3 protein-coding genes and 1 pseudogene are annotated in these 2,272 nt (G+C 41.3%); all 4 read left to right on the top strand.

Annotation, left to right across the window (positions count from 1 at the left end; all coding sequences use genetic code 11):
- The first annotated feature begins 43 nt into the window (after positions 1–43).
- The gene (locus ACFIL7_RS04215; RefSeq protein ID WP_375637117.1) at positions 44–667 is read left to right on the top strand and encodes a lambda exonuclease family protein; all 624 of its coding nucleotides are present in this window, start codon (positions 44–46) and stop codon (positions 665–667) included.
- 109 nt (positions 668–776) lie between these two features.
- Positions 777–1,251, top strand: a pseudogene (locus ACFIL7_RS04210) (hypothetical protein).
- A 124-nt stretch (positions 1,252–1,375) separates the two neighbouring features.
- Positions 1,376–1,624 (top strand): hypothetical protein, encoded by a 249-nt coding sequence (locus ACFIL7_RS04205; RefSeq protein WP_375632693.1) that lies wholly within the window; start codon positions 1,376–1,378, stop codon positions 1,622–1,624.
- A 2-nt stretch (positions 1,625–1,626) separates the two neighbouring features.
- A partial coding sequence (locus ACFIL7_RS04200; protein ID WP_404977269.1) for a phage integrase central domain-containing protein occupies positions 1,627–2,272 on the top strand: 646 nt, incomplete at its 3' end.

Below are 2,272 nucleotides of genomic sequence, written 5' to 3'. Positions count from 1 at the left end.
GCCGATATAGAAACGCCACACGAACAGGGAACGGCGGTGTGAGATGGAACAAAGAACAGCAGAATGGTTTCAAGCGCGCTTAGGAAAAGTCACTGCTTCAAACGTTTACAATATACTCAGTAAGACAGCAAAAGGTTTGCCTACAAGCAAATATGAAGACTACAAAATCAAACTCATGACAGAACGCTTAATAGGGGAAATAAGCCAATCTTATACAACACCTGCTATGCAATGGGGCATTGAACATGAAGAGAATGCCTTGAGAGAATATGAATTCATTTATGACGCAGAAGTCACAAGATGCGGGTTTATCCCCCACCCAAAAATGGAAATGGCGGGGGCTAGTCCTGATGGGTTCATTGGAGAGGACGGTTTAATCGAAGTCAAATGCCCACAATCAACCACGCATTTGCGCTTCTTTATATATGACGAAATCAAGCCTGAATATATCGCACAAATGCAATTCCAAATGGCGTGCACAGGACGCAAATGGTGTCATTTCATGAGCTATAATCCAAACTTTGTAGGCAGATCTACTGGTTTGAGAATGAAAATCAAACGCATCAACCGTGATGAGCAATACATTGAAGAGATTAATAAAGCTGTCGAAATCTTTTTAGGGGAAATAGAACAAGAGATGCAAAAGATTTTGGCAAAAGCTGCTTAAACCTATGGGGGTGCTCTCTCCTCCCCGCACCCCCACCCTTTCCTAACACTTTCAACACATGCGTGATTCACGCCACGGGTGGATTGTACGCAAATCAAGGAAATAAACCATGGAAAATAAATATGAACTGACTGATGAAACAACTGAGATTGAAGGTAAAACTCTCCACCGCATTCGTGCATTGAGAGATTTTGGGGACGTCAAGAAAGGTGATCTTGGAGGCTATATCGAGAAAGAAGACAACCTATCACATCATGGTAATTGCTGGATTGGGGATTATGCCAAGGTTTATGATGATGCTAAGGTTTACGAAAATGCACATGTTTACGGTTATGCACATGTTCACGANTGATGCATATATTTGCGGTGAACCTAGCGTTTTTGATAATGCAGAAGTTTATGGCAATGCACAAGTTTACGAAGAGCCACACATTTACGATAGGGCGCGTGTTTACGGCAATGCGCAAGTTTACGGTGATGCGCATGTTTACGGTCATGCAAAAATTTACGGTGAAGCATGTGTATGTTGGGACGACTGGATTGATGGCGATAAAAGAATCTCAACTGGAGAAAAGACCAGATGAGAAAATACGAACGACTAATCTTATAGTATCTCTATAAACCAGCTTCTAACTCCACAAACAAAATTTCAACACATGCGTGCTTCACGCCACGGGTGAATTACATCTAAAATGAAGGGGAATAAACATGCCACACCGCCCACCTACTATCACGCAACCAGCTATTGCTCGTGCTTTACGAGAAGCTAAAAAACAAGGATGCGAACTCATAGAAATCAAACCTACAGGGGAATTATTAATTCATATCAATAAAACCATAACACCAACAACGACAGATAATACTTATAGCATCAACGATTTTCCACCACTTGAAAACGAGCAAGAAGAATACAGCACCAATAAATCTTGCCCCTCTGTCGACGGTATAAAGTTTTAGCCATGCCAAAACGCCGTCCACCGCATCTTGTTCGTGAACGTACACGCCATGGTAAAGTTATATGGTATGTACGTATTGGTCATGGACCACGGTTTCGGATTGAAGGAACCTATGGAACGCAAGAGTTTGTTGATAATTATACGCTGGCTATTAAACAAGCTCAAAATGGCTCCTCCAAGAAAATAAAACAAACCAGACTCACAGAAGGGTCTTTCGATTGGTTGTTACATCAGTATTTACAAAGCATGCAATGGCATAATCAATCAGAATCTACTAAAAAAGTTAAATATCGAATTCTGAATAATGTTTCTAAACATATCGGTGATCGTGCATATAAAAGCATAAACAAACAACACATTCTTGAAGCCGTAGATAGAAGGCGAGAGACCCCCGCGGCGGCAAGACATTTTTTGACCTCTTTAAACGGTCTCTTTAATTGGGCGGTTGATAATGCCCTTTTAAATAGAAATCCTGCCTTTAATATAAAAGCACCAAAATCTTTAAACAGTGAGGGATTACTGCCATGGCTAGAAGAGGACATAGACAAATATTATCACCGTTGGTCATATGGTACACATGAACGCGTCTGGATTGATGTTCTTCTTTATACAGGCTTGCGTCGTGGTGATGCCGTTCGTATCGGCTGGA

Source organism: Bartonella sp. AP3QHHD, assembly GCF_042195765.1.
Taxonomy (GTDB): Bacteria; Pseudomonadota; Alphaproteobacteria; order Rhizobiales; family Rhizobiaceae; genus Bartonella.
Note: the sequence above shows the minus strand (reverse complement) of the source record. Positions and strands in the feature narration are given on the sequence as shown.